Annotated in this window: 23 protein-coding genes; 9 read left to right on the plus strand and 14 right to left on the minus strand. The window is 36.0% G+C overall.

Going from position 1 to position 19,650, the window contains the following annotated elements; genetic code table 11:
- Nucleotides 1-3: 3 nt before the first annotated feature.
- The 4 genes from LF887_RS09475 to mnmD form a co-directional block, all read right to left on the minus strand.
- A complete protein-coding gene (locus LF887_RS09475) occupies nucleotides 4-453 on the minus strand; it encodes a hypothetical protein (protein ID WP_236858907.1) in 450 nt (149 codons plus the stop codon).
- A 91-nt stretch (nucleotides 454-544) separates the two neighbouring features.
- Complete coding sequence (locus LF887_RS09480; RefSeq protein WP_236858909.1) at nucleotides 545-808, minus strand: hypothetical protein; 264 nt, start codon at nucleotides 806-808, stop codon at nucleotides 545-547.
- A gap of 598 nt (nucleotides 809-1,406) precedes the next feature.
- Nucleotides 1,407-2,063: a GAD-like domain-containing protein gene (locus tag LF887_RS09485; protein WP_236858911.1), complete on the minus strand. Its 657-nt coding sequence runs from the start codon at nucleotides 2,061-2,063 to the stop codon at nucleotides 1,407-1,409.
- A gap of 239 nt (nucleotides 2,064-2,302) precedes the next feature.
- Entirely contained in the window at nucleotides 2,303-2,977 is a 675-nt protein-coding gene (mnmD, locus tag LF887_RS09490) for a tRNA (5-methylaminomethyl-2-thiouridine)(34)-methyltransferase MnmD (RefSeq protein ID WP_236858913.1), read from the minus strand.
- Nucleotides 2,978-3,062: 85 nt separating this feature from the next.
- Here mnmD and LF887_RS09495 point away from each other — a divergent pair, with 85 nt between their 5' ends.
- The 5 genes from LF887_RS09495 to LF887_RS09515 all read left to right on the plus strand — a co-directional run bounded on the left by LF887_RS09495 (nucleotide 3,063) and on the right by LF887_RS09515 (nucleotide 7,053).
- Nucleotides 3,063-4,133 (plus strand): branched-chain amino acid aminotransferase, encoded by a 1,071-nt coding sequence (locus LF887_RS09495; protein ID WP_236858914.1) that lies wholly within the window; start codon nucleotides 3,063-3,065, stop codon nucleotides 4,131-4,133.
- 269 nt (nucleotides 4,134-4,402) lie between these two features.
- Nucleotides 4,403-4,915 (plus strand): FKBP-type peptidyl-prolyl cis-trans isomerase, encoded by a 513-nt coding sequence (locus tag LF887_RS09500; protein ID WP_236858916.1) that lies wholly within the window; start codon nucleotides 4,403-4,405, stop codon nucleotides 4,913-4,915.
- 3 nt (nucleotides 4,916-4,918) lie between these two features.
- A complete protein-coding gene (locus LF887_RS09505; RefSeq protein ID WP_410681121.1) occupies nucleotides 4,919-6,034 on the plus strand; it encodes a peptidylprolyl isomerase in 1,116 nt (371 codons plus the stop codon).
- Nucleotides 6,035-6,137: 103 nt separating this feature from the next.
- The gene (locus tag LF887_RS09510) at nucleotides 6,138-6,701 is read left to right on the plus strand and encodes a hypothetical protein (RefSeq protein WP_236858918.1); all 564 of its coding nucleotides are present in this window, start codon (nucleotides 6,138-6,140) and stop codon (nucleotides 6,699-6,701) included.
- A 130-nt stretch (nucleotides 6,702-6,831) separates the two neighbouring features.
- Entirely contained in the window at nucleotides 6,832-7,053 is a 222-nt protein-coding gene (locus tag LF887_RS09515) for a hypothetical protein (protein ID WP_236858920.1), read from the plus strand.
- 68 nt (nucleotides 7,054-7,121) lie between these two features.
- Here LF887_RS09515 and LF887_RS09520 read toward each other — a convergent pair whose 3' ends face one another.
- On the minus strand, nucleotides 7,122-7,367 hold the full coding sequence (locus LF887_RS09520; protein WP_236858922.1) for a hypothetical protein: 246 nt from the start codon (nucleotides 7,365-7,367) through the stop codon (nucleotides 7,122-7,124).
- Between the two features lie 606 nt (nucleotides 7,368-7,973).
- Between LF887_RS09520 and LF887_RS09525 the strand changes: the two genes are divergently transcribed.
- Nucleotides 7,974-8,459 (plus strand): hypothetical protein, encoded by a 486-nt coding sequence (locus LF887_RS09525; protein WP_236858924.1) that lies wholly within the window; start codon nucleotides 7,974-7,976, stop codon nucleotides 8,457-8,459.
- An 83-nt stretch (nucleotides 8,460-8,542) separates the two neighbouring features.
- Here the strand turns inward: LF887_RS09525 and LF887_RS09530 are convergent, their stop codons facing one another.
- The 6 genes from LF887_RS09530 to LF887_RS09555 all read right to left on the minus strand — a co-directional run bounded on the left by LF887_RS09530 (nucleotide 8,543) and on the right by LF887_RS09555 (nucleotide 15,430).
- Entirely contained in the window at nucleotides 8,543-9,901 is a 1,359-nt protein-coding gene (locus LF887_RS09530) for a M20/M25/M40 family metallo-hydrolase (protein ID WP_236858926.1), read from the minus strand.
- A 209-nt stretch (nucleotides 9,902-10,110) separates the two neighbouring features.
- A complete protein-coding gene (locus LF887_RS09535; protein WP_236858928.1) occupies nucleotides 10,111-11,517 on the minus strand; it encodes a M28 family peptidase in 1,407 nt (468 codons plus the stop codon).
- Nucleotides 11,518-11,568: 51 nt separating this feature from the next.
- Nucleotides 11,569-12,813, minus strand: coding sequence for a DUF1015 domain-containing protein (locus LF887_RS09540; protein ID WP_236858930.1), 1,245 nt, complete (start codon nucleotides 12,811-12,813; stop codon nucleotides 11,569-11,571).
- 2 nt (nucleotides 12,814-12,815) lie between these two features.
- A complete protein-coding gene (locus LF887_RS09545; protein ID WP_236858932.1) occupies nucleotides 12,816-13,781 on the minus strand; it encodes a D-2-hydroxyacid dehydrogenase in 966 nt (321 codons plus the stop codon).
- A 110-nt stretch (nucleotides 13,782-13,891) separates the two neighbouring features.
- Nucleotides 13,892-14,956, minus strand: a complete 1,065-nt coding sequence (gene serC / locus LF887_RS09550) for a 3-phosphoserine/phosphohydroxythreonine transaminase (RefSeq protein WP_236858934.1) — start codon at nucleotides 14,954-14,956, stop codon at nucleotides 13,892-13,894.
- A 123-nt stretch (nucleotides 14,957-15,079) separates the two neighbouring features.
- The gene (locus LF887_RS09555; RefSeq protein WP_167028743.1) at nucleotides 15,080-15,430 is read right to left on the minus strand and encodes a 4Fe-4S binding protein; all 351 of its coding nucleotides are present in this window, start codon (nucleotides 15,428-15,430) and stop codon (nucleotides 15,080-15,082) included.
- Between the two features lie 59 nt (nucleotides 15,431-15,489).
- Here LF887_RS09555 and LF887_RS09560 point away from each other — a divergent pair, with 59 nt between their 5' ends.
- Genes LF887_RS09560 through LF887_RS09570 form a run of 3 tightly spaced genes read left to right on the plus strand, consistent with a single transcriptional unit; the run spans nucleotide 15,490 to nucleotide 17,745 of the window.
- Complete coding sequence (locus tag LF887_RS09560; RefSeq protein WP_236858936.1) at nucleotides 15,490-16,524, plus strand: acyl-CoA reductase; 1,035 nt, start codon at nucleotides 15,490-15,492, stop codon at nucleotides 16,522-16,524.
- 48 nt (nucleotides 16,525-16,572) lie between these two features.
- Nucleotides 16,573-17,019: a peptidylprolyl isomerase gene (locus tag LF887_RS09565; RefSeq protein ID WP_236858938.1), complete on the plus strand. Its 447-nt coding sequence runs from the start codon at nucleotides 16,573-16,575 to the stop codon at nucleotides 17,017-17,019.
- 36 nt (nucleotides 17,020-17,055) lie between these two features.
- Nucleotides 17,056-17,745: a Bax inhibitor-1 family protein gene (locus tag LF887_RS09570; protein WP_236858940.1), complete on the plus strand. Its 690-nt coding sequence runs from the start codon at nucleotides 17,056-17,058 to the stop codon at nucleotides 17,743-17,745.
- A 468-nt stretch (nucleotides 17,746-18,213) separates the two neighbouring features.
- Here LF887_RS09570 and LF887_RS09575 read toward each other — a convergent pair whose 3' ends face one another.
- From LF887_RS09575 to LF887_RS09585, 3 genes are all read right to left on the minus strand, one after another.
- On the minus strand, nucleotides 18,214-18,462 hold the full coding sequence (locus LF887_RS09575) for a DUF6952 family protein (protein WP_027375263.1): 249 nt from the start codon (nucleotides 18,460-18,462) through the stop codon (nucleotides 18,214-18,216).
- Nucleotides 18,462-18,770 carry a thioredoxin family protein gene (locus LF887_RS09580; protein WP_236858943.1) on the minus strand — a complete coding sequence of 103 codons (309 nt, stop codon included), beginning with the start codon at nucleotides 18,768-18,770 and terminating at the stop codon, nucleotides 18,462-18,464. Before LF887_RS09580 ends, LF887_RS09575 begins: the two co-directional genes overlap by 1 nt.
- Before the next feature lie 125 nt (nucleotides 18,771-18,895).
- Complete coding sequence (locus LF887_RS09585; RefSeq protein ID WP_047098363.1) at nucleotides 18,896-19,528, minus strand: peroxiredoxin; 633 nt, start codon at nucleotides 19,526-19,528, stop codon at nucleotides 18,896-18,898.
- Nucleotides 19,529-19,650 lie beyond the last annotated feature (122 nt).

Here is a 19,650-nt window from a genome sequence, read left to right on the forward strand (position 1 = left end):
ATCTTAATCCAGTATTAATATTTCAGGATTAATATGATTCTCAATTGCCCGACGTATTGAGCCTGCATTTCTGCGAATTAAATAGGCTCGCATTATTCTTATTGGGGCAAACTCTAAGCCTTGTACCTTAGAATGGCCTGTAATGACAGGAACATTGAAATTTATGTTCTTCTGATCGTCGAGTGGAAGTACCCATTTTCCTCCATAGTTAGTACGAACAAATTCGCCCAAGTATCGCCCAAAAACAACGAGCAAGTGCGATACGTCGTCTTCGCTCATATTTACTGAAATTAGATCAAAGAGTTTTTCGAGTTTTTCTGGTATATCTGAAGAATATTTTAATGTAATTCCATTCTCTATGGCCTTGTCTTCCAGCCATTCCAGCTGGTCATCCATAGCGATCAGAAATTCATCAAATACTTCTTTTGCTTTGTTAATTTTTCTATTATTCATCAGTATCTATTTTGTCAAAAAGGATATATTGGAGCTTTGTGTTTTTGATTATGATTTGTGGAGAGTTATTTATCAATAATTCCATGTCGCATCAACCGTGCATAAGCTTGAGACGGGGCGCATAGACATAGAGCGCGCGATTAATCAGGGCGATATTATCGGGCGTGATGGCATGCCGCTCATCGACCACGATTTCCCGCTCATGCTCTAGCGCCTCGATGCGACCAGTGTTCGGTTCGGCCTTGTCTTCCTCGGCAAAAATCTCGCTAGTCAGATAGCCGATGTACTCAGCCAGCGTTTCCGTCGCGGTCTCCAAGCGAGCTGTTTCAGCAATCGGTGATAGGGGAGTATTCATGATGTGCTCTTTGTTGTGGGTTCTATGGTTTGTCAATTATGAGGTTTCAAATCTATCATTAAATATAAGGGAGAACAAGAGAAAGACTGTCTGTATTCCGAATAATGACAGATAATTTATAGCTTTAAGTATTTGTTATATGGGTTTTTAGGTGTTTATTCTGTATTTTTTAGCAGATTTGCTTTCTTATTGATGATCAAGGCAAGAAATGAAGAAAATGACAGAATATATTATATACAGTATGAAAAGAAAAGATGTTGTTGGAAACCATTCAAAAAGTGGTTTTTCCCATAGTTCAGGCGGAATCTGATTCCTGACCGATTGCAGAAGAGAATTCTTCAATGTCTGGGAAATTAATATTTTTCATAAGATTATTTAGAAAAAATTCTTTTCTTTTTATCATTACTTTGTGCAGATGTTTTGCTTTTTCAATCTGTCCAGCCGATCTGCATAAAACTGTTATCCATACGAATCTGACTGTGAAAAATCATACCCAAGTTTAGGTTCGGGAATCGTATCCCAAGAGGCAGGAAGTTATGTTCTGCTTCCCAAGCTTTTCTTACTGAAATTGCTGAAAATATTATCTTTTTATGCTTTCCTATAGTTTTCCAAGGTCTACTCCTGCAAAAGGAAATGTAGGGGTGTCCAGTTCACGTAGGATCAGGAGGTGGGGATCAATCTTTACCCGCCGGAGATTTTTAATTGATGGGCTCCCGCCAAGTACAAGGGCAGGTTCAAAACCATACATCTCATCCGATGCCAATGGTCCATATTTTTTTACAGCACGGTCAAAGAGGAGTTTCCTGTTGATATCATGGTAATCAAAATCTTCAGGCTCGCTAGGTCCGAATAAGGATTGAATAGTTATATCTTGTTTTTCCAATGCTTTCGTTTTTAGCCTATTCTTTAGAGCTTGTATTTCGTTATGAATGCAAGTCAGAGTAACACTCCGTCCCGTTTTTTCACCGCATAAATAAAGATTTCCAAATGCGGATCTGGCAATGACATGAAAGTTATCAAAATTTTCAAAAGGTGTCCCCTCCAACCATACGTCCTTAATGTGTTCATAGTCATCAGGGTTAACAGTCCATAATCTACCATTGCCATATCCGGCCCATCCTTCTTCACGCCAATAGGTCATTAGAATGGGAGGAAGTATTCCTTCCCATTTAATAAAGCTTGATTCTGGAACTTGAATTCGGTGGGTAGCTTCTCCATTACATTCTATGAATAAAGCAAAATCTGCATCTCTCATTTGTATTTTGTTATAATGTTTGGTAGTAATGACGATTCAAATCTATCATTAAATGTCATGAGAGGCAAGAGAAAGGCTGGCTGTATTCCGAATAATGACAGACTAATTGGAAGAATAAGTGGCTAAGTGGGGGCTCTGTTAGTGGGGGGCTGCTGTTTTTAGCAAATTTGCTTTCTCCGATCTTCCGGATGATGATCATGGCAAGAATGGAGAAAGCAGTATCATATATAAAGGAGCTTTTACAGTTTCACTGCATTAATCATCTCCCTTTTTCCCGGAGGTCCCTGCTTCTTTTCCACCTCAAAGTTGAGTTCCTGAAGAATTCTTCTTACACTCCCTTTGGAAGAGTAGGTTGTTAATAATCCGTTAATGGCCATTTTGTCCGATACGAGTTCAAATAATGGTTTTTCCCAAAGATCAGGCTGTACTCTTGCGCCAAAACAGTCGAAGTAAACAAGGTTGATTTTAGGCAGATCAATGTTCTTTAGGTCGAAAAAATCACATTCTATCTTTTTTAGATTGAATCCACTAATGATTTCCACTGGTTTTTCCCAATCTGCCAGATGAATTTTCTGATAAATATTCTTAAACTCTGGGTTATCAAAATGTTCAAAATAAGCCAAATCGTTTATTTCGGATTCATTTATGGGGTGTTTTTCAAGCGAAAAATAATTGATGACATGATTTTTGTCAGTTTTTAAATATTCATTAATTGTTACTAAAACATTCAAACCTGTTCCAAAACCGAGTTCTAAAATATTAATTTCGCAATCATTTATTAAGTTTAATCCATTTTTGATAAACACGTGTTCTGCTTCCTGAAGCGCTCCGTGGTGAGAATGGTAGTTTTCGTTTAAATCATTGATAAACAATGTTTTACTTCCGTCGTTTGTGGTCTTAATCTCTCTTTTCAAGCTATTTTTTTGTCAAATTTACTCTAAAATTTTTATATTTAGAAAATTATGTTAAATTTGTAGAACATCGTAAAAATTTTAAAAAATGATAATTCAAAAAACTGAAAACTCCAGAATTTCTACATTTGACCCAAACAATTTTTCATTTGGTGGTACTTTTATTGATCATATGATTATATGCGAGTATGAAGATGGGAAATGGGGAGATGTGAAATTAGTTCCTTACGGTCCCATTCCATTTACACCTGCCATGATGGGGGTAAACTATGGACAAGCTTGTTTTGAAGGCATGAAAGCTTATAAAGACAAAGACGGGCAGGTTTTACTTTTCAGGCCTGAAAAGAATTTTGAACGTATCAATAAATCAGCAAAGCGTCTTGCTATGCCTGAAGTGACAGAAGAAATGTTTTTAGACGGATTAAAAGCATTAGTAGATATTGATAGAGCGTGGATTCCTCAGGGAGAAGGAATGTCTTTATATATCAGACCATTGATTTTTGCTACAGAGGAAGCTTTGAAAGCAAGAGTTTCTAATAAATATATGTTTGCTATTGTAGCAACACCAGCGAAAAGCTACTACTCAGAACCAGTTTCTGTTAAAATTTCTGACCACTACTCAAGAGCAGCAAACGGTGGAGTAGGTTCTGCTAAAGCAGCAGGAAACTATGCCGCTTCTTTCTACCCAACACAGTTGGCTATTGAAGAAGGTTACGAGCAAATCATCTGGACTGATGATGCTACACACGAGTATTTCGAAGAGAGTGGTACTATGAACGTGTTTGTAAGAATCAATGATACCATCTATACGCCGCCAACTTCTGAGAAGATCCTTGACGGAGTTACAAGAGACAGTTTCATCCAACTGGCTAAGAAGAGAGGGATTGAAGTAAAAGTGGAACCTATTGCTGTAAAAACAGTAATTGAAGCTTTGAAAGAAGGTGCTCTTAAAGAAGTATGGGGAGTAGGTACTGCAGTAGTAACCACGCAGTTTCAGGCGTTAGGATACCAAGGTGAGAAACTTGAGCTTCCAAGACTTTCTGATGAAGAGAGCTATGCAGCGACCCTTAAGAAAGACTTGGTAGATTTACAGAACAATCTTTCTGAAGATCCATTCGGATGGAGAGTTGTAGTAAACCACGTTTTGGAAACAGTTTAATCATTAACTGAACAAAATCATATAGAAGCCGGAGTTTTTCCGGCCTTTTTTATAAAAACTCAATGATCATAAGCCAGCGCGGTTTTTCCCGGAAAACGGAATTGACCAAACGTTTCAGTAATTACAGTATAAAAAAGCTGCGATGTATATTCAAGACTGAAATTTTTAAACTAACTTGCAGTGATCGTTATATTGAAATTGACCGATTTATATATTTCTTCTTCAAGTTTTGTAATTGATTCATGAAATGTGTATTTTCGCAAAAGTTTATGAAAAAATTACTCTTCATATCAGCCATAAGTCTGTTGAGCTGTAACAGAAATACCCAGACGGCCCATCCTCCGGTAGGAGGTGTTTTAAGCCAAAAAGATCTGGATGTTTCTAAAAACAGGATGAAAAATCTGAACAGCATAGAAAGAGGCCAGATTCAGGATTGGATTGGTGGTCAGTCTGTGAAGTATTATCCTACACAGCTTAATTACTGGGTGACAGTACAAGGTTATGATCAGAGAGAAAGGAGAGCAGATAACAGTCTGATTTCTTACTCATATGATATTTATGATTTTGATGAAACCAAAATCTACGACCAGCCTATTGAAAGAAGAGAAGCCAAGTTTGGCCATTTTGATGAACTGAAAGCGGTGGAAAATGCTTTGCGTTTTATACATGATGGAGAGGAAGTAACGCTTTTGGTGCCGTCTTCTTTGGCTTACGGAACTTTCGGAGACGAAAAGAAAATAGATAACGACATCCCATTAATCATAAAATTAAAAGCTTTATAATACATGAATTTGTTTAACAAGAATATAATTCTGGCAGCGGCAAGTATTTCGCTGATGAGTTGTACCCCAATTTATAAAAAAATGAACGTAGACAAAGAAACTTACGAAGGTCTTAATGACGGACTTTATGCTAATCTTCAAACCACAAAAGGGAACATGATTGTGAAGCTTGAAGACAAGAAAGCACCAGTAACTGTAGCCAACTTTATCGGTCTTGCAGAAGGAAAAATCGATAACAAAGCTAAGGCTAAAGGAGTTCCTTACTATGACGGAACTATTTTCCACAGAGTAATCAAAGATTTCATGATTCAGGGAGGTGACCCTCAGGGAACTGGAATGGGAGACCCAGGATATAAATTCGAGGATGAAAGAAATGACCTTAAACATACAGGAAAAGGAATTCTTTCTATGGCGAACTCCGGACCTAATACTAACGGTTCTCAGTTTTTCATCACAGAAGTAGCTACTCCATGGTTAGACGGAAGACACACAATCTTTGGAAAAGTAGTAAAAGGAACTGAAGTGATTGACACTATTGCCAATGTAGAAAAAGGAGCTCAGGATAAGCCTAAAACTGATATCGTTTTGGAGAAAGTTTCTGTGTTCGGAAAAGGTGATGAGTACAAGCATTATGATGCAGCAAAGACTTTCAACGAAGGAAAATCTAAAATTGCAGAAAACAATAAAGCTTTCATCGCTAAAGAAGAAGCTGAAAAAAAGAAAAAAGAAGAAGAATTCAAAGCAAACCAGGAGAAATTAGTTGAAAATCTAAAAGCTGGTATGCAGAAAACCGAATCAGGTCTTTACTATAAAATTACAAAAACAGCTGAGGGTAAAGCTCCAAAAGCTGGTGATAACGTATCTGTACACTATGCAGGTAAGTTAGTAGACGGAACTGAGTTCGATTCTTCATTCAAGAGAAATGAGCCAATCGATATTCCAATCGGAATGGGGAGAGTAATCAAGGGATGGGATGAAGGTATCCTGTTGTTAAAAGAAGGTGAAACTGCTACATTATTGATCCCGCCAGCAATGGGTTACGGAGAAAGAGGAGCAGGAGGAGTGATCCCGCCAAACTCTTGGTTAGTTTTCGATGTTGAGCTTGTAAAAGTAAAATAATTGAATCTTTTTTAAGATATATAACCGCCCCGCAAGGGGTGGTTTTTTTGTAGATAATTTTAATGCTAAGGATATAGAGATGAGAATAAAATTAATGGTATTAGTGATTTCACTTTTTTCAGTTTTATCTTTTGGTCAGACTAAGGAAATAGATTATGAATCGGGAATAAAAAAAGAGTTTACCTCTTTTTTTGAAAGTATAAAAGACAAGAATATTGAAAATGCTGTCAATTTCATTTATTCCAAATATTTGAATCTGATAGGTAGAGATCAAATGATTAAAGTTTTAACCCTGAGTTATAATAATCCCGCTTTTATAATTGATATTCAGGATTTTAAAATAGATAATATTGAAGCTCCTCAGTTAATTGAAGGAGAATATTTTTCAATAACAAATTATTCTTTTAAAATGCAGTTTAAAGTGGATTGGAAAGTTATTCATAATCCGGAACTCGTAAAGGAAAAAATAAATGGCACATTAGTATCCAAATATGGAAAAGAAAATGTTGCGAATTTCAATAATGGAGATTATTATATGGTAGATGCCCATATGAAAGCCTGCGCTGTTTCAAAGGACGAAAAAAAATGGAAATTTCTGATTCTTGAAGAAAATTATAAACCTGTGCTTAAAGGGATTTTACCACAAAAAATTCTTGACAAATTTTAGAGATCACTATTGGAAAATATTCTGAAAATTCAGCCTTTTTATTTTGTATTGAAGTATCGTGGAAATACGGATTTCTGTAAATGGAATTTATTTCTATCTTTATGAATCACCTAAAAACAAAAAAAAAAATATGTTCGATCTAAATTATGATTTGATAAAACAGGAAATTGAATCTCAAACCTGTAAAGAACATGGGCTGCATCCTGAATTTGTAAAAACAGATGAAGGATTTGGAATAAAAGCCTGTTGTGATCCATTCAGGGTAGAATTAGTAGAAAAGTCTGAAAAAATGGTTGAGGAAGAAACGAAAAAATTCCTTGATAAAATGATGAAAGATATATTTAATGAGTAAGATAGTCTGATTAAAACTAAAAAAACCGCCCCAAAAGGGCGGTTTTTCAGTAAAAGAAAGATTAAAAGTTATATGTTTCTGCTCGATCTCTTCTTCATACTTGTTCCGGCTAAGGAACTGATGAATACAAGGCCAAAGCCAATATAAGCGGCAAAAGCCGTCAGATATATTATTAAGCTGTTAAAGCTTGGTTTTGAGGTGTATACTAACACTGAAAAGGCAGCAAAACTCAACACCAATAACAGGCTCCAGATATGCATTTTTGCAGCGTCTTCATTTCTCTTAAAAATCATTTCAAAAAAGTCTCTCATCATTACAACATTTTAAGGGTTATACATTAATTAATAGTATAAAGCAACGCAGTCATTACGGTAAAAAGAATGATATATTCTCTTACTGGGCTAAGGTTCGCGATGGCTTTGCCATTTATACAAATATTATTACACCGGATCAAAAATCCGGAATAGATAATCAATTTTTAGAATCACTGCTGCGTGATTCGAGGGTGATGACACCAGTCAGATACGGGGCATAAAACTGCTGTGAAAAATCAACGGGAGGGTTAATTTTTCACGTTCCCGTATCTTTTACGGCATCGTAGAAAAAAAAGGATTCATATACATCAATATGAATTTGAATCAGTGGAAAACTGAAAATCCACAGAAAACCTTTTTTCTCATCCTTAGTGTTTTTTTAATTTTTTCTCAAAAAAGTAGATGCCAATATCATGCCAAAGTGATATTTCTTCGGTTAACACTTTGTTTTTAAGACTTGTAGGGTCTTGTTTTTAGTGTCAATTTCGTTTTATTTCCTTAAACAAAGAAAAATTCTCTAATTTTAAGGGCTAATAATCTGAAACGAAGAAAATATTACGGCAGTTTTTTTTGTAATTTAAAATACTTTATAGGACCTTTTTTAAAATGAATCTCGAAAGCTTAAGGAATAGTATACAGGATTGTATTGCCAATCTTCTTTACCTTGCTGAAATTAATTGCTGGAATACAATTTCACCCAATTTACTTTTTATTCTGTCTGATTTTAATGAATTTGAAGGAACAAATTCTTTTGAAATGACATGGTCCAGAAATAGGGTAAACAATTCCAAAACGGGTTTTACATTGGATAAAGCATTAGAAATTTTACATAAAGAAGTAAATGATCTGTATGATGTAAATCTTTATATTTTCCGGACAAGTAAAAAAGAAACTATAGTTGAAATACAATATTATAGAACATCAAATTTTGATGATGATTATTTTGCTTTGGTAAAAGATAATCCTCCCATGTTTCATTCTAAAATTTCATTGCCGCCTTATGCACCGAAAGGAGGAAAATTTGATATCAACTGGGAATCTGGTGGAGGAATAGATCATTTGTGGAAAAGCTTGTTGCAACGATATGGCTGAAAAGAACAATTAAGTAAGAATCTGCGTCAAAAAAAGAGTCCATAAAACATTTATGAACTCTTGTAAATATAACTGATAATCTGTTACCAATTCTTGTCAATCATATAAATAATCTGTGTGAGGGCAGTAGCTCCTAGTAAAAGTTCTCTCCTGTTCACTTTTTCAAAAGTATCTTCTTCTGTATGATGAATATCAAAATAACGCTGTGAGTCCGGCATTAATTCTGCTGCGGGAATTCCCATATCGTGAAGTGGGTAAAGGTCTGTTCCGGAGAACCTTTCTTCAAAGTTATAAACCCCATATGGCAGGAACAATTTTGACCAACTTTTGATCTGGTTTCTTCTGGTATCATCCATATCGAGTGCTATTCCTCTTGGGGCAAAACCTCCTGCATCGGTTTCTATGGCAAAAAGATGTTTTTCGTTATTTTCTTTTACTGTTTTACCATATTGTATTCCGCCTTTTACTCCATTTTCTTCATTGGCAAAGCAAACGACTCTTATAGTATGGTTATTTTGTATTCCCAACTTTTTAAAGGTTCTCAGAACTTCGATGCTCTGCACAATTCCGGCGCCGTCATCATGAGCTCCTTCACCTACATCCCATGAATCAAGATGTCCTCCGACTACAATGACACTCTGATCCTTCTTACCGGTAATTTCACCGATAACGGAGTGGGAGAGTTTCTCACCTTGCATTCCACAGTTGGAATTAAGCTTGGCCGTGATTTTCTGGCTTTTTAATAAAACTTCGAGCTCATCTGCTGTGGTACTTCCTATAGCAACAGCAGGTATTTTAGAAACTTTCTCATCATAACGCATGGCTCCGGTGTGAGGAACATCATCAAAAGCTGAAGAAAGAGATCTTACGATGGCAAATTTCCCTCCTTTTTTTGCAGTTAAAGAGGCTGCTGTAGTTCTGTATTTGGCAGCATCACTATATCCTTTGAATGTTTCTATAAAAGACTGACTGAAAGGGTAGTTGAAAAATACAATTTTGTCTTTTACCTTTTCAGCAGGAAGTTTGTCATACTCTTCCATAGACTTCACCATGATCATCTCTCCGGAAACATCTTTTCCGCCCGTTCCCTCAGAATTTCCCAGTGACAGCATTTTAAGGCTTTTCCACCTGCCATTTGAGGTTTTGATAAGTAAGGACTCTTTACCCCTTACCCAAACCGGAATCATGACTTCCTGTAGCCATACTTTATCGGCTCCTGCATCACGGAGCTTCTGTTCTGCCCATTTTACGGATTTTTCGTACGCTTCCGATCCACTTAGGCGGTGTCCTATATTTTTGGTAAGCTCTCTGAGTTCGTTATAACCTTTACCGTTATTTAAAATCTCTGTGGAGATTTTGTTAAACTGTATAGAGTCTTCTTTGGTCTGCCCAAAAGCAGCCATTCCAAAAAGTAATAGTGAAGTTCCTAGTATCTTTTTCATTGTTATCAATTTTTAGCAATTATTAAATAAATTGTGTTCTAATTATAGAACTAGTTGACAGTCCTTTTTTGTCGACTTTTTCGAAAGTAATTCTTCTCCTGTCCGGTAGATATCAAAATAACGTTCAGGATGGAGTCCAGTATTCGATGTAAATTCATGCCCATCTTTAGAAGCGAACTGTGTCTGATCCGGCATCACGGAGTTTTTGGTTACCAGTTTTTATCAACCATAAGAATCATTTGTGTCATGGCAACTGCCCCGAGAAGAAGCTCTCTCTTGTTTACTTTATCAAAAGTATCCTGTTCGGAGTGATGGTAGTCAAAATATCTTTGGGTATCTACAACAAGCTCTGCTAAAGGAATATCCAGTTTTTTTAAAGGTGAAATATCCTGAATTGCTTCTGTCTGGTCGAAATCATAAACCCCATAAGGAAGAAAGTATTCTTTCCAGGGATAGATTAACCTTCTTCTCTGAGAAGACATATCCAAAGAAAATCCGCGCGGAGAATAGCCTCCCGCATCTGTCCCTAAGGCAAATACATGTTTTTCTTCTTTCTTCTTCACATAAGCAGCGTACATTTCACGGCCTTGCCCTCCATTTTCGCTGTTTGCGTACAAGACCACCCTGATCGTGTGATTATTTTCATAGCCAAGCGCCTTTAATGTTCTTAAAACTTCGATACATTGAGCAACACCCGTTCCGTCATCAATAGCTCCTTCACCAAAATCCCATGAATCAAGCTGGGCTCCCAGGACAATCACTTTAGAGTCTTTTTTACCCTGAATTTCAGCAATAATATTTGGATTGGTAGTATCACCTTTAGACTCAGCAGTCATGTTGATTTTAGCCATGACCTTTTGTTTTTTTATTGTTTTTTCCAATTCATCTGCAGATCTTACACCAATTGATAAAGCAGGAATTTTAATTTTATCATCCGGTTCATAGTAAATCATTTTGGCATGAGGAGTATCGTCAGAAGCTGTTGTCAATGATCTTATAATTAATGCTTTTGCACCTGTTTTAGCAATAACGGAGGCGGAAATTAATTTTGATTTTGCAGTCAGTAAATAAGAATCACTTGTATTGATGATTTTTGGATCTATAGGAACGTTTACGAAGACTATTTTGTCTTTTAACTGGCCTAATGACATTGCATTAAGCTCTGATGTGGAATTAATTAAAACAATTTCACCCAGGAGGTCTTTTCCGCCTGTTCCTTGAGAGTTGCCGAAAGAAAGCATTCTGATGTTTTTCCAGTCGCCATTTTCTGCTTTTATCTGAAGAGATTCTCTTCCTCTTATCCATACAGGAGCTTTGGCTTCCTGTCTCCAGATCATATTAATCCCAATTTCCTTGAATTTTTTTTCTGCCCATTCTGCTGCCTTTGTATAACCGGAAGTTGCGCTGAAACGCGACCCGATACCTTTCGTAAGTTCTCCAAGATTATCGTAAGCTTTACCATTGGTCATGATCTCGTCTGAGATCTTTTTGAATTCATCGTGATAATTTAATTTTACAGGAATAGCTGTTTTGCTGACAGGCTTTTTCTGAGGCTTTTTTTGAGAAAATAAAAATCCACTCAAAAAGAGTGGAAGTATAATGAATATTTTTTTCATTTTTTATTTACTTTTTTCCGATGTTAAAAGTAAGGAAAAAACGTGAATTTATTAAGGTTTCATATCATACATTAACAGAGCCGTAATTAATTTGGGTTCGATAAATGTACATTTTGGAGGCATACTCAGTTTTAAATCTGAAATTTTAATCATATCATTAAAACTCACCGGATATACTCCAAATCCTACCTTTCCTTCCCCACTGTCAATTTTTTCCTTTAAAATATTGATTCCATTGATGTTGGACGTTCCCTTTACATAAGAGATTTGATCAGAGCTGTCCGGATCTTCAATTTTTAAAATATTTTTGAAAATGTATTTGTCTAAAAGATGATGGTCCAGATTGTCCAGAGACATTTCTTTAGAACGAAGGTCGTGTTTTACGTGAAGAGAGTAGAACTTACCATCCATATACATAGACATATGGAATTTCTGAGAAGGGTAGTATGGGGTTTCTCCTTTTTCGTGGATCAGGAAATACTTATCCAGTTCCTTCAGGAAATCTTCTTTGGAGACACCATTCAGATCATGTAAAATCCTGTTGTAATCATGGATTTTAATAGACTGGTTGGAAACAATGAAGCTGTAGACAAAGTTGTAAAGTTCTGTACCGTTATGTCTTTTGTTTTTTTCTTTATGGCGTTTTGCATTCAGTGCGGTAGAACCAATTCTATGGTGTCCGTCAGCAATATAAAAAGAATCAATCTGATCAATCACTTCTTTGAACTGCTGAAGCTTCAGGCGGTTGTCTATTCGCCAGATTTTATGTCGGATTCCAATAGAATCTACATGATTAAAGATAGGGACATTTTTTTCTTCATGGTTCATCAGCAACTCAATTTTTGAGTTGGCAGGGTAGGTAAGCAATACAGGTTCTGCCTGCAGGTTTACTTTTTCAAGGTAATGAGCCAGTTTTTCTTTTTTCTGAGGAATGGTACTCTCATGTCTTTTGATTTTTCCACTCCAGAAATCTTCGATACTTGCTAATCCGAGAAGCCCTCTGAAAACCTGTTTGTTGGGATAGATCTGTTCATAAAGATAGTAGGCAGAATTGTCCTGGACCAATTTCTTTTCGTCCAGAAGCTCTTCAAATGTAGAACGGATCTTTCTAAGGTTCCGGTCAATATCTTTAGACTTACTTACAACATAGGGTTTAATCATATTGATGTAAGTATTTTCAACTTGAGCTTTCTCTGCAATCTCTTCCTGGGTGAAATTATCCAGAGGATGGGTAGGGAAAGTACTCTCGATGTCTCTATGAGGTCTTATTCCACGGAAAGGTTTAAAAACAGGCATATTTATCTTATAGTTTCTTTTTGTAGCTTAATAATTTGTTCTGCAAGTTCGACACCGATTTTCTCTTGCGCATCTACCGTATTTCCACCTATGTGAGGGGAAAGTGATAATGCAGGGTTCATTAATAAAGGCAGTTCCGGGCTGGGTTCATTTTCAAAAACATCCAACGCGGCTCCTGCTACTTTTCCTGATTCGATAAAATCAATCAGTGTCACTTCGTTGATCACTCCGCCTCTTGCCGTGTTTACAATATAAACGCCATCTTTCATTTTTTCAAACTGAGGAGTGTCTATAATATACTCATTCGTTTTTGGCGTGTTGATCGTGATGAAGTCTGCATTTTTAAGGAATGCATCCATATCATTGGTGGAAGTAATTTCGAAGTCTACTGACTGACCGTCAAAGAAATTCAGACTAAGAATTTCTGTTTTAGGTTTTCTTGTCAGGACCTGTATTTTCATTCCAAGAGCAATTCCTATTTTTACAACTTCCTGGCCAATGCTTCCAAAGCCTATTACTCCTAATGTTTTTCCTGAAAGTTCATACGCATTACTGAATGACTTTTTCATGGCATTGAAGTGTGTTTCTCCTTCCAGAGGCATCAGTCTGTTCGATTCATGAAGGAATCTTGCCAGTGAAATGAAATGCCCGAATACCAACTCTGCTACCGATTTTGATGATGCAGTAGGGGTATTGATTATTTTGATTCCTTTGCTTTTTGCATATTCAACATCAATGTTATCCATCCCGATGCCTCCTCTTCCTATTATTTTAAGGTTTGGGCATGCATCTATCAGATCTTGTCTCACTTTCGTTGCGCTTCTTACCAAAAGAACGTCCACCTCATTATCGTTGATAAAATTAATAACGTGATCTTGGGCCACTCTATTGTCCAGAATTTCAATTCCTGCTTCTTTTAAAGCGAGCTGTCCTGCTTTTGAGATTCCATCGTTTGCTAAAACTTTCATGTGTTATTTTATTATAGATGTTAGATTTAAGATGTCAGAAGTCAGACTTTTAGGTCTGTTCTCTGCTATCTGTTTGTCTGAGATCTTTTTTTTCAGTCGCCTAATATAAGCTATTTTATTGACTTCATTACATCCACCAACACTTGCACGCTTTCAATTGGCAGGGCATTGTATAAGCTGGCTCTGTATCCGCCTAAGCTTCTGTGTCCGTTTAATCCGCTGATACCAGCTGCTTTCCATGCGTTGTCAAATTCTTCTTTTTTGCTGTCATCTGTTATTTTGAAAGAAACATTCATTAATGAACGATCTTCTTTTACGCAGAATGTCTCGAACAGAGGGTTAGTGTCAATTTCATCATATAGAAGTTTTGCTTTTGCTTCGTTTCTTTGTTCTGCTGCAGCAATTCCACCATTGTTTTCAAGATATTGAAGCGTCAGTAGTGATGCATATATCGGGAATACCGGCGGCGTATTGTACATAGATTCTTTAGAGATATGCTGAGAATAGTCCAGCATAGACAGCATATTTTCTCTTCCTGTTTTCCCAAGAATTTCTTTTTTGATCACCACTAAAGTAACTCCTGCAGGTCCCATGTTTTTCTGAGCTCCCGCGTAGATAAGATCAAATTTAGAAAAATCAAGCTGTCTGGAGAAGATATCGGAACTCATGTCACATACCATCAGTGTATTTACTTCAGGAAAAGTTTTTATCTGAGTTCCATAAATAGTATTGTTAGATGTACAGTGAAAATAATCGTATTCTGAACCAACTGTATATCCTTTAGGAATAAAAGAATAATTTTCTTCCTTGGAAGAGCCTACTACATCTACTGTGCCTAGTTTTTTGGCTTCTTTGATAGCCCCTGCAGCCCAGGTGCCTGTATCCAGATAAGCTGCTTTTCCACCTACTTTCATCAGGTTGTAAGGAACCATAGCAAACTGCATGCTCGCCCCGCTTCCTAAATAAAGTACCTCATAATCATCACCAAGATTCATCAATCTTTTGACAATTGCACGCGCTTCGTCCATTACTGCGACGAAATCCTTACTTCTGTGAGAAATTTCAAGAAGAGATAGTCCGATACCATTAAAATCTAAAATAGCCTGAGCTGATTTTTCAAATACTTCTTGTGGTAAAATACATGGTCCTGCGCTGAAGTTGTGCTTTTTGTTCATATTTTTATTTTTTGGTTGCTGTCAGAATTTTTTTTATTCCTTTAGCTTTATTTGTGGTTTCCTATTGGGTTTACCTAGTTTTTGGTTAAAAAAAGCCGTCTCAAAAAGATGAGACGGAGTCTTTTATTCGCCGTGTAAGAATGCTTTTTTGTTAAGCAGTGCTTCTTCAGATTCTACATGATCCTCATCAGGTACGCAGCAGTCTACCGGACATACAGCAGCACATTGAGGCTCCTCATGGAATCCTTTACATTCCGTACATTTATCTGTTACAATGAAATAAACATCATCACTTACAGGTTCCTGCGGTGCATCAGCATCTACAGTAAGTCCTGAAGGCATTGTTATTGTACCTTGAAGAGTGGTACCTTCCGAAGCTTTCCAGTCTACGGCTCCTTCATATATTGCATTGTTTGGGCATTCCGGTTCACAGGCTCCACAATTAATGCATTCATCAGTTATTTTAATAGCCATCGCTAATTTTTTTTAAATTTGCACAAAATTACAAAATATTCCCCAATTTTAAAGTAATTATGAATATCGAAAATCAAGTTTTAGGACTTATTAAATTAAGTGATTATATAAAAGCGTTTTTAGCGAAAAAAACGGAGAACTACAATGAAGATGATCTCAATATTGAATTATTGTTGAACAGATCTAAAATTGAGAATCAATGGTTTACGATTGATAATCAGAAATTTGCCTTACAGCAGTGGGCTGATCTTCTTACTGAAGAGAATATTAAAAACTGGCTTGAAAATTATTCCATCTCTAAAATTTCAAAGAGAGTAGGGCTGATTTTGGCTGGAAATATTCCTTTGGTAGGATTTCACGATGTGCTGTCTGTAGTTTTAAGCAATCATATTCCTGTGATTAAACTGTCTTCTAAGGATAAACTGTTGATTCCTTTTCTGTTAAATAAATGGAAAGAATTTTCTGATGGACAGGTTCAGTTTGAATTTGTAGAAAAATTGGAGAATTTTGATGCTGTTATAGCAACAGGAAGTAATAATACAGCCAGATATCTGGAGTATTATTTTAAAAATCACTTAAGTGTTATCCGTAAAAACAGAACTTCAGTTGCGGTTTTGAAAGGTGATGAAACGCCCGAAGAATTAGAGCTTTTGGCTAACGATATTTTCCAGTATTTCGGATTAGGATGCAGGAATGTGACGAGAATTTTTATTCCAAAAGATTTTGTTATTGACAGGCTGTTTGAAAGTTTCATAGGATTCCAGGATATTATTAATCATAATAAATATGCTAACAATTATGATTATAACAGAGCTGTATATCTTCTGAATCAGGATAAATTCTGGGATAATAACTTTGTGATGCTTAAAGAAGATGATAAACTTTTCAGTCCTCTTTCTGTGATCAATTTCAGCAGATATGAATCTCTGGATGACGTTAAAAACTTTATTGCTGAAAATGAAGAGGGTATTCAGTGTGTGGTGGCGAAAAACGATCTGGGACTTGACTCTATTTCATTTGGTGAAGCTCAAAATCCGGGTCTTGATACCTATGCGGATAATGTGGATACGATGAAGTTTTTAGAATTGGTCTGATTTTCGTATCTTCCATCCATTATTTCACCGAATAACAAAATGGATCATATGAAAAGATTATTTCTGGGCCTTGCTATCATGGGCGGACAGATTGTGTTTGCACAGAAAGTAGTTGACCTGAAGGTTGAGAACAATCAATCAAAAGAGCAGCCTGCTGTTATAAGTAAAGAAAAGGTCAACATTTATAGTGATAATTTCTTTAAATTTATGAATGCAGTGCAGTCTTCTGACCGTAAAACTGTAGATAAATTACTTTCCGAGAAAGTAAAAGAAGTGGTCACGGATGATGTTCTTAAAAAAGTAAAAAACGGTATTGATCCTGATAAAAAACTCGAAGTTTTGAAAGTTGGATATTATATGACAATGGATGGCTCCAGTTATCCTGATATCAAATATAAATATGCCGGAGATCCATCGCCAAAAGAAGTCGTAAGTGCTGTTTTTGAAGATGATGGGAAAATCCTTGGGGTAATGCCCGCTAAAAAGGATCAGTAAAATTGAATTTCGATTTTTAACAAAAAAATATTAACTATGATGACAGATGTTTTAGTCGCTCATTCTTCGGAAGTAGAAAAAGCGAATTTTTACAAGAAGACGTATTTGCACGTTGCTTTATCGATTCTTGCATTTATTGGAGTTGAGGCTATTTTGCTGAAAACTGTTCCGGTGGAAATTATTGCCATGATGTTTGGACAGAGATACATATGGTTATTAATCATTGGTGTTTTCTGGCTGGCTTCTATTTTGGCTTCCAAATGGTCGCTTTCACAAAGCAAATCAACTCAATATCTTGGTTTAGGGTTTTACATCCTTTTAGAGGCTGTGATCTTTATGCCTCTTCTTTTTATTGCCACGAATATGACGGGAGGTACTAATGTGATCTTCCAGGCTGCAACTTTAACGGTTGCTATGTTTGCGGGAATTTCTGCAGTTGCTTTTACTTCTAAGAGAGATTTTTCTTTTTTAAGAAATATTATTGTGATTGGAGGATTTATTTCAATCGGACTGATTGTAGGAGGGATGATTTTTGGTTTCAATCTGGGATTATGGTTCTCTGTTGGAATGGTGATCCTTGCTTCGGCAACCATTTTATACCAAACAAGTAAATTAAAGGATTCCTTTGGTACAGAACAGTATGTAGGAGCAGCGCTGCAGCTTTTTGCATCTATTATGCTTTTGTTCTGGTATATTTTAAGCATTTTAATGAGCAGAAGAAACTAATTTCAGTTCTTTAATTAATATAGTCCCGGTGAAACTTTCATCGGGATTTTTGTTTACATCATCAATGCTTTAATCCCTGTTTTCAGAATAAAAATCTGAAAATAATATTTTAAATGAGACCTGAATCCTTATTTTATTAACGTCTGACGATAGGTTTAAAAACAGATGTTTCGAATTGCGGGTTGGTTATAAACACAGAGTTCTGTTTTAAGTTAGGAGAGAATTACCGAATAGAATTGCAGAACCCAAAAAATCCTGATGAGATCTCATCGGGATTTTAATTGGATATTCTTTGATAAATGCAATGCAATCACTGCTTCATATAGGCGTTGATGCGCTTTTTGAAGTTCTATTTCAGTAGAAATTGAATGAATTAGTTAAAGAATAAAATAAGTATAATTATGAGGGAAACCTCAGGTATTTTGTGTTTTTATGATCTTTGAAAATAGTAATTAATCAAAGAAAATATTATTTGTCAATAGACCCCAAAACCTTTTGTGCAAAAGAATTTAAAGCATCCTTTTCACTCATTCCGTTTTGTACGTTGGCATGAACTTCTAAAGCTCCGCAAATATTGGTGATTAATTCTCCTGCAACATTTAGGTCTTCTTCACTTGTTCCTCTGAATTCAGAGAAGCTTTCCAGAACTTCTAAAGTTTTCTCTAGATTCTCAGGAGTCTGATTCTGATAGAATTGTCTGATTACTGGTAATTTCATTATGATAACTCGTTAAAAAGGTTAATTAAACTTTCTGCCTGGTTAGACTGAACCTGGTTTACCAATTCACCGTTTTTAAATATGGCGAAAGTAGGTAAGTTATCTACTTTTGCAAGTTTTCTGCTTTCAGGAAGCTTTTCAGCATCTACATACAGGAATGGAATTGCTTCATTTTCTGCGGCCAGCTTTTTGAATTTAGGCTTCATGATTCTGCAGTTTCCGCACCATGTTGCACCATACTGAACAACTACTTTTTCGTTGTCGTTTACTATATTTTGTAATGTATCTTCGGTTAATTCTGTATACATAATCGTTATTTAAAAATTATTAATTCGGAAATGTGCTGATGTTTTATAGAGAAGAAAATGAGATAATCTTAGATAATCAGATGATGTATGTTCAAATTATCTCATTTTCAAATTAACACATTATATTAGTTCTTAGCTAGATATTCTGCTGTAGAAGTTCTGTCAGCTTTCATAGCGTCTTTTCCTTCTTCCCAGTTTGCCGGGCAAACTTCACCGTGCTTTTGAACGTGCGTGTAAGCGTCAATTAATCTTAAGAATTCTTTTACGTTTCTTCCAAGAGGCATATCGTTTACCGCTTCGTGGAAAATTTTTCCAGTTTCGTCAATAAGGTAAGTCGCTCTGTAAGTTACATTAGAACCAGTGAAAACTTCTTCTCCTTCTTCATTGTATTCAAAATCCTGATCTACGATTCCTAATGTATTAGCCAATTGTCTGTGGGTATCAGCTAAAAGTGGATAAGTAACTCCTTCAATACCTCCGTTGTCTTTCGGTGTGTTTAACCATGCGAAGTGTACTTCGTTTGTATCACAAGAAGCTCCAATTACTTTAGTGTTTCTTTTTTCGAATTCACCTAAAGCTTCCTGGAAAGCGTGAAGTTCAGTCGGGCAAACGAAAGTGAAATCTTTCGGGTACCAGAATAAAAGAACTTTTTGTTGGTTGTTTACTGCTTCATCAAGGATGTTGATTCTCAGATCATCACCCATTTCAGACATAGCATCAATTGTTAAATTCGGGAATTTTTTTCCTACTAAAGACATAATTTTCTGTTTTTATATTTAATTTTCTTAGGCAAAGATAGAAAGATTTATCTATCAAACAAATGAATATTGATAAATAAAATCTATAATTGTTTTTGATGTGTTGTTATATAAAAAAGCCC

The organism is Chryseobacterium sp. MEBOG06, from assembly GCF_021869765.1.
Classification (GTDB): Bacteria; Bacteroidota; Bacteroidia; order Flavobacteriales; family Weeksellaceae; genus Chryseobacterium.

Excerpts from the sequence above, each read along its gene's own strand:
- LF887_RS09570 (WP_236858940.1), top strand. The coding sequence starts at position 17,056 with ATGATGACAGATGTTTTAGTCGCTCATTCTTCGGAAGTAGAAAAAGCG.
- LF887_RS09520 (WP_236858922.1), bottom strand. The coding sequence starts at position 7,367 with ATGATGAGAGACTTTTTTGAAATGATTTTTAAGAGAAATGAAGACGCT.
- LF887_RS09475 (WP_236858907.1), bottom strand. The coding sequence starts at position 453 with ATGAATAATAGAAAAATTAACAAAGCAAAAGAAGTATTTGATGAATTT.
- LF887_RS09580 (WP_236858943.1), bottom strand. The coding sequence starts at position 18,770 with ATGTATACAGAATTAACCGAAGATACATTACAAAATATAGTAAACGAC.
- serC (WP_236858934.1), bottom strand. The coding sequence starts at position 14,956 with ATGAACAAAAAGCACAACTTCAGCGCAGGACCATGTATTTTACCACAA.
- LF887_RS09540 (WP_236858930.1), bottom strand. The coding sequence starts at position 12,813 with ATGCCTGTTTTTAAACCTTTCCGTGGAATAAGACCTCATAGAGACATC.
- LF887_RS09560 (WP_236858936.1), top strand. The coding sequence starts at position 15,490 with ATGAATATCGAAAATCAAGTTTTAGGACTTATTAAATTAAGTGATTAT.
- LF887_RS09535 (WP_236858928.1), bottom strand. The coding sequence starts at position 11,517 with ATGAAAAAAATATTCATTATACTTCCACTCTTTTTGAGTGGATTTTTA.
- LF887_RS09585 (WP_047098363.1), bottom strand. The coding sequence starts at position 19,528 with ATGTCTTTAGTAGGAAAAAAATTCCCGAATTTAACAATTGATGCTATG.
- LF887_RS09555 (WP_167028743.1), bottom strand. The coding sequence starts at position 15,430 with ATGGCTATTAAAATAACTGATGAATGCATTAATTGTGGAGCCTGTGAA.
- LF887_RS09485 (WP_236858911.1), bottom strand. The coding sequence starts at position 2,063 with ATGAGAGATGCAGATTTTGCTTTATTCATAGAATGTAATGGAGAAGCT.
- LF887_RS09505 (WP_410681121.1), top strand. The coding sequence starts at position 4,919 with ATGAATTTGTTTAACAAGAATATAATTCTGGCAGCGGCAAGTATTTCG.
- LF887_RS09545 (WP_236858932.1), bottom strand. The coding sequence starts at position 13,781 with ATGAAAGTTTTAGCAAACGATGGAATCTCAAAAGCAGGACAGCTCGCT.
- LF887_RS09565 (WP_236858938.1), top strand. The coding sequence starts at position 16,573 with ATGAAAAGATTATTTCTGGGCCTTGCTATCATGGGCGGACAGATTGTG.
- LF887_RS09480 (WP_236858909.1), bottom strand. The coding sequence starts at position 808 with ATGAATACTCCCCTATCACCGATTGCTGAAACAGCTCGCTTGGAGACC.
- LF887_RS09495 (WP_236858914.1), top strand. The coding sequence starts at position 3,063 with ATGATAATTCAAAAAACTGAAAACTCCAGAATTTCTACATTTGACCCA.
- LF887_RS09575 (WP_027375263.1), bottom strand. The coding sequence starts at position 18,462 with ATGAAATTACCAGTAATCAGACAATTCTATCAGAATCAGACTCCTGAG.
- LF887_RS09525 (WP_236858924.1), top strand. The coding sequence starts at position 7,974 with ATGAATCTCGAAAGCTTAAGGAATAGTATACAGGATTGTATTGCCAAT.
- LF887_RS09515 (WP_236858920.1), top strand. The coding sequence starts at position 6,832 with ATGTTCGATCTAAATTATGATTTGATAAAACAGGAAATTGAATCTCAA.
- LF887_RS09500 (WP_236858916.1), top strand. The coding sequence starts at position 4,403 with ATGAAAAAATTACTCTTCATATCAGCCATAAGTCTGTTGAGCTGTAAC.
- LF887_RS09530 (WP_236858926.1), bottom strand. The coding sequence starts at position 9,901 with ATGAAAAAGATACTAGGAACTTCACTATTACTTTTTGGAATGGCTGCT.